The following is a 6204-nucleotide window of genomic DNA, read 5'->3' on the forward strand; positions in this document are numbered from 1 at the left end:
TTAAACGGGGTTGATGTGTAGCGCGGCCAATGCTGCGCCCAACAACCCTTGCACCCCAGGAACACCCGCCCCAAAAGGCGGGTGTTTTTTGCGCTTGTCTCTAGTGATCGCAGCGGCCGCAGCTGCCGCAGCGCCGGCTGCCGGCTCAGGCGTCGTCGTCGTGTGGCCGGCTGCTGCGCCAGATGGCGCGCACCAGCCACAGGGCGCAGGCCACCGCGCCGCAAAACCCCAGAAAACCAAAAATCGGCAAGCCGAACAGGGTGGGGCCGCCCCGCACGGTCATCACGATGGATGAGCCGATGATGAGCGCGGCGATCACCATGGCCATGGCCAGGCGGTTGGCCGCGCGGTCCAGCTGGTCGCCGACGCGCTTGAGATGGGCCACGTCAATGCTCACCCGGAGGTGACCACGGCGCGCATTGCGCATCAGGCGCGACAGATCGTGCGGCAGCTGCTCGGCCAGCCTCAGGGTGCGCAGCAGTGCCTTCCAGCCGCGCGCGGCGATGGCCCCGGGCTGGTAGCGCGCACGCGCCACCTCGTGCAGCAGGGGCAGTGCTTCGGTCGCCATGTGAAAGCCGGGGTCCAGGCCGCGGCCCATGCCATCCAGCGAGATAAAGGCCTTGATCAGCAGGGCCAGGTCCGGGGGCAGGGTCAGGCGGTGCTCGCGCAGTATCGTGGTGACGCTCGCCAGCATGCCGCCGAGGTTGAGCTGTGCCAGCGGCGTGCCATGGTACTGGTCGACAAAGGCCTCGATTTCGGTTTCGAGCTGCGAGAGGTTCTGGCCGTGGTCGTCGCCGGCCCAGTCCAGCAGCACGGCCGCCACGGCCTGCGCGTCGCGCGTCACCAGGCCCAGCAGCAGCTGCAGCAGTTCCTCGCGCCGCTGCGGCGACAGGCTCCCGACCATGCCGAAGTCGATGAATGCCAGGCGGTTGCCCGGCAGGTAGAACACATTGCCGGGGTGCGGGTCGGCATGGAAGAACCCGTCTTCCACGATCATTTTGAGCACGGCCCGGGCGCCGCGCTGCGCCAGAACGGTGCGGTCGAAGCCGGCATCCGTAGGCAGCAGGTCGAGCCGCTCGCCGGGGATGCCGTCGACGAAGTCCTGGGTATTGATGCGCTCGCTGGTGTAGGCCCAGTGCACGCGCGGAATCACCACATGCGGCAGTAGCGCGAAGTTGTCGGCCACGCGCTCGGCGTTGTGGCACTCGGCGGCAAGGTCCAGCTCGCGCCGCAGTGAACGCGCGAACTCCCGCACCAGCTGGCGCGGGTGGTAGGGCTTGAGGGAGGCCATGTCGGCCTCGGCGATGGCGGCCAGCCGGTCCATCAGCCGCAGGTCGGCCTCGATCACCTCGCGTATGCCGGGGCGGCGAATCTTGACGACGACTTCGCTGCCATCGTGAAGTTGCGCGCGGTGCACCTGGGCAATGGAGGCTGCCGCCAGCGGTTCCACGTCAAAGCGGGCAAATATGTTTTCGGGCTCGTCGCCCAGGTCTTCCCGCAGCTGCGGGCGCAGGTCGTCGAGCGGCACGGCGGGCACCTGGCTGTGCAGGCGCTGGAGTTCGGCAATCCATTCGGGGCCGAGCAGGTCGGCACGCCCGGCCAGGATCTGCCCGAGCTTGACGAAGGTGGGGCCCAGCTCCTGCAGCGCCAGGCGCACCTGCACCGGCGGCTCGAGGCGGGCGAGGTCGGCGGCGTGCTCCCACTTGACGATGTGGCCGGCACGTTCGAGCCGGTCGGCCAGCCCGAGGCGGCGCACGGTGTCGCCCAGGCCGTGGCGAATGAGCACACCGGCAATCTCGTTGATGCGACCGATTTCGCGCGCCGCGCCCAAGGTTTCGAGCAGCATGGGCCGATGATAGCGCCGCGGCCCGGTTGGGCCCTTGATACGGCGCAAACGGCCTGGGGGTCAAACCTTGGGCGCCTGCGCCAGCCGGTGACTCTGGCGTCAGGGGCCGTTCGCGTCTACCGCGCCTGTCGTGCCTACTTTTTTTGTGCCTATTTTTTGTCCGGCAACTCGATCTTCACTTCGAGCACATCGAGGTTGTCCTGCCGTTCCAGGTGGAGCTTGATGTCGTTGGGGTTGATGTGGATGTATTTGGCGATCACGGCGATCAGGTCGCGCTGCAGCGCCGGCAGGTAGTCGGGCTTGTGGCTGCGGCCGGTGCGCTCGTGCGCGAGGATGATCTGCAGCCGCTCCTTGGCGACGCTGGCGGTTTGTTTCTTCTCGCCGAGCAGAAAGGACAGGAATGAAGCCATCGCGTCACTTTCCTCCAAACCAGCGTTTCAACAGGCCGGGCTTTTGCGCGTCGATGAAGCGCAGCGGCTTGTCCTTGTCGCCCAGGAAGCGGTCGACCACGTCCTTGTAGGCTTCCGACACATCGCTGCCGTGGATGTGCACGGCCGGCACGCCCTGGTTGGAGGCCTGCAGCACGGAGTCGGACTCGGGAATCACGCCAATCAGCTTGATGCGCAGGATGTCCTTGATGTCTTCGAGCGAGAGCATCTGCCCCTGGTCGACGCGGCTGGGGTTGTAGCGGGTGATGAGCAGGTGCTCCTTGATCGGGTCGCCGCCGTCAATTGCGCGCTTGGTCTTGCTGGAGAGCATGCCGAGGATGCGGTCGGAGTCGCGCACCGAGGACACCTCGGGGTTGGTCACGACCAGGGCCTCGTCGGCAAAGTGCATGGCCAGCAGCGCGCCGGTTTCAATGCCGGCGGGCGAGTCGCAGACGATGTATTCAAAGTCCATGGTGGCCAGGTCCTTCAGGACTTTTTCCACACCGTCCTTGGTCAGCGCGTCCTTGTCGCGGGTTTGCGAGGCGGCCAGCACATAGAGGTTGTGGCACTGCTTGTCCTTGATGAGCGCCTGGTTGAGCGTGGCTTCGCCGTGGATGACGTTGATGAGGTCGTACACCACGCGGCGCTCGCAGCCCATGATGAGGTCCAGGTTGCGCAGGCCGACGTCGAAGTCGATCACTGCGGTTTTGTGGCCGCGCAGGGCCAGGGCGGTTGCAAAGCTGGCGCTGGTGGTGGTTTTGCCCACGCCGCCCTTGCCGGAGGTGACCACAATGATTTTTGCCATTCTTGAATATCCTTTTGAAAACGGTAGAGATGCGGGTCGCAGCGGCTAATGCCAGGCCGCGTTGTGCCAGGCGATGTTATCCGCGGGGCGTGACGGGCAGGAGCGAGGTGGCGCCATTCAGGCACCCATGACGGTCATGACCAGTTTGTCGCCTTCGCCGTCCGGGCCGGGCACCAGCCGCACCTGCGTGGGCTGGCCCGCCACGCCGGGCGGCAGCGGGTGCTCGCTGGTGCGGTAGACGCCGGCAATTGACAGCAGCTCGGCTTCCAGCGCCAGCGAGAAGATGCGGGCGTCGGTGTTGCCGCGCGCGCCGGCCATGGCCTTGCCGCGCAGCGGTGCATACACATGGATGTGGCCGTCGGCAATGACTTCAGCGCCGGCATTGACCATGGCCAGCACCACCAGGTCGCGGCCGCGTGCGTAGACCTGCTGGCCCGAACGCAGCGGCCGGTCGATCACGAGTGCGCCGAGCGGCGCTGGCGCGGGTGCTTGCGCTTGTGCGGGCGAGGCGGGGTGTTGAGGTGCGGATGCGGCTGGCGCTGGGGCCGTGGCGGTTCGGCTGCCCATCAGCTGCGCGTCGGGCACCGGCAGCAGGCCGGCCTGCAGCGCTGCCGCCGTCTGGGCGGGGGTGCCGCCCTTGACGGCAATCGGCACCAACTGGTAATCGCCCAGCAGCGTGATGAGTGCGGGAAAGTCGAGGTCGCCGCTGCCGGCGTGGGCTGTTGCCGCCAGCGGCGACAGGTCGATCAGCAGGGCGTCCTGGTCAAAGAAATCCGGAATGTCGCCGAACCGCGATGCCAGATCGCGGGACAGCGCGCCGAGGTCTGTGGTTTTGAGCAAGAGCGCTACCAGGGGCAGGTTGGCGCTTTTGATTTCAAACGTGGCGGGGGCGGTGGCCTGGAGGGCAACAGTCATGGGCTGGTGATGGGACGGGGAAGATAGTGCATAGGGACGGCAGTGAGCAGGCAGGACCGGGGCGCAGCCGCGAACAAGGCGAGGGGTGAGGGCGGAAAGCGACACCGACGACAGGAAAGTGGTGAGGTTAGCGTGAAACCCGTGAAATCCACCTGCACGGTTTGTCGCACTTGTGAGCGGATGAAACGCCCGGCGGCCGTTGGCGGGAGGCTGCAGGCATGGTCCAGGCATTGAATGCAGGCCGGCGGAGCCCATATAAAAAGAATTGGTGATTGTAGCCATCGTCAGAAGATCACCGGACATCACCCGGACATCACCAAGACATCATCATCAGTTACAACCCGCACGCACCCCGCCGTTACTCCGCAATTACGCCGCAATCACTTACCTCACCGAACAACATTTATGAACTTCTTGCCGCTGGCTGCCGTAGCCGCCCTGCTTCATGGCTATATCGGCATCCGCCTGGTGCCGGGGCTGTCGGCCTTTCCCGTGGCGCAGTTCCTGATGATGGGCGTGTTGTTGCTGTCGGCGCTGCTGATGCCCCTGGGCCTGATGGCCCGGCGGGTGGCCAAACCGCCACTGGCTGATGTGCTGAGCTGGTTGGGCCTGCTTTGCATGGGGCTGTTTTCGTCGCTGTTTGTGCTGACGCTGCTGCGCGATGCGGCCCTGCTGGTGCTCTGGCTGGGCAACCTGCTGGTGCCCGGCTTGCTGCCGCTGGCCGAGTTGCGCACAGTGTCTGCCGAAGCCGTGCCGCTGATGGGCCTGGTCGTCACGCTGCTGGGTTTTCTGAATGCCCGGCGCACCGCGGCGGTGGTGCGGGTGGATGTGCCCATCAAGGGCCTGCCCGCCGCGTGGAACGGCTTTACCGTGGCGCAGATCAGCGACATCCATGTGGGCCCGACCATCAAGCAGCGCTATCTGAACCGCATCGTGGACAAGGTCAATGCGCTGGGCGTTGACGTGGTGGCCATCACTGGCGACCTGGTGGACGGCAAGGTGAGCGAGCTGGCGGCGCACGTCGCACCGCTGGCCCAGCTGCAGTCACGCCACGGCACCTACTTTGTGACGGGCAACCACGAGTACTACTCGGGCGCGCAGCCGTGGATTGACGAACTGCGGCGCCTGGGCCTGACGGTGCTGTTGAACGAACATGTGGTGATCCGCCAGCCCGGCTCCTCGAGCGATGCCGGCGAGGCCAGCGGAGCGCTGGTGCTGGCGGGTGTGACCGACTACAGCGCGGCCCACTTTGACCCGGCGCACCGCAGCGATCCCGAGGCGGCGCTGCGGGGTGCACCACCGGCCGCCGTGCGCGTGTTGCTGGCGCACCAGCCACGCAGCGCCGAGGCGGCGGCCAAAGCCGGCTTTGACCTGCAGCTGTCGGGGCATACGCATGGCGGGCAGTTTTATCCGTGGAACCTGTTTGTGCGGTTTCAGCAGCCATTCACGGCGGGGCTGCACAAGCTGCACAACCTGTGGGTCTATACCAGCCGGGGGACGGGTTACTGGGGGCCGCCCAAGCGGTTTGGGGCGCCTTCGGAGATTACGTGGTTGCGGTTGGTGGCGGCTTAGTTTGGTTCTGGTTTTTTGGGAATGCTTTGGGTGTAGGTTGCTGTTGAATTGATAGCTTGTGGGTTTGCTGAGGGTGGCTGGCCGGGGGGAGCCCGGCGGCTCGTCACTTTATTTTGTCTCGCCAAAATAAAGTAACCAAACAAAAGGCGACCCGCAGTCTGGGTCCCTTCGCTGCGCTACGGGCAACCTGTGCTGCTCGACTCCGGCGGGGGTCCGCAGAACTCGCCTGCGGCTCAAACAACTGCGGCCCTGATCCCGCCTCCGTCTGCGCTGCTCGGCCCAGCCAGGACGGGGTTGACAAAAATTCAAAACCACCGAACACACCGATGCCTCACTCCCTCCCCCGCTGGGGGAGGGGTGGAGTGGGGGCTGACCCCGTACCTGCACCCACCCCTTCTGTCTGCGCCGAGGAGCGCAGGGCCAGGCGGATCAGGGATCGCGATTGTCTGAGCCGCAGGCGAGTTGAGCGAGACCCCGCCTGGACCGAGATTGGTATGGACGCCTTCCTCTTTGATTTCGGCGCCGCAATCGAACCGGGGGTGGGACCTCGCATCGAACGGCATCGAGTGCCAAAGTGGAGTTCTTACCAACCACTTCAGACGGAGGTCCCGCCATGAATGCTACAACTTACGGTGTCG

General features: G+C 65.7%; 5 protein-coding genes. 1 reads left to right on the forward strand and 4 read right to left on the reverse strand.

Annotation, left to right across the window (positions count from 1 at the left end; all coding sequences use genetic code 11):
* Window positions 1-145: 145 nt before the first annotated feature.
* From AC1DS5_RS02810 to minC, 4 genes are all read right to left on the reverse strand, one after another.
* Window positions 146-1846, reverse strand: a complete 1701-nt coding sequence (locus AC1DS5_RS02810; protein WP_477716720.1) for an ABC1 kinase family protein — start codon at window positions 1844-1846, stop codon at window positions 146-148.
* Between the two features lie 149 nt (window positions 1847-1995).
* Window positions 1996-2256: a cell division topological specificity factor MinE gene (gene minE / locus AC1DS5_RS02815; protein WP_477716721.1), complete on the reverse strand. Its 261-nt coding sequence runs from the start codon at window positions 2254-2256 to the stop codon at window positions 1996-1998.
* Between the two features lie 4 nt (window positions 2257-2260).
* Window positions 2261-3079 carry a septum site-determining protein MinD gene (minD, locus tag AC1DS5_RS02820; RefSeq protein ID WP_477716722.1) on the reverse strand — a complete coding sequence of 273 codons (819 nt, stop codon included), beginning with the start codon at window positions 3077-3079 and terminating at the stop codon, window positions 2261-2263.
* Between the two features lie 117 nt (window positions 3080-3196).
* Window positions 3197-3994 carry a septum site-determining protein MinC gene (gene minC / locus AC1DS5_RS02825; RefSeq protein ID WP_477716723.1) on the reverse strand — a complete coding sequence of 266 codons (798 nt, stop codon included), beginning with the start codon at window positions 3992-3994 and terminating at the stop codon, window positions 3197-3199.
* A gap of 405 nt (window positions 3995-4399) precedes the next feature.
* Between minC and AC1DS5_RS02830 the strand changes: the two genes are divergently transcribed.
* Complete coding sequence (locus AC1DS5_RS02830; protein ID WP_477716724.1) at window positions 4400-5566, forward strand: metallophosphoesterase; 1167 nt, start codon at window positions 4400-4402, stop codon at window positions 5564-5566.
* Window positions 5567-6204 lie beyond the last annotated feature (638 nt).

This window comes from Polaromonas sp. P4_H1, assembly GCF_056400945.1.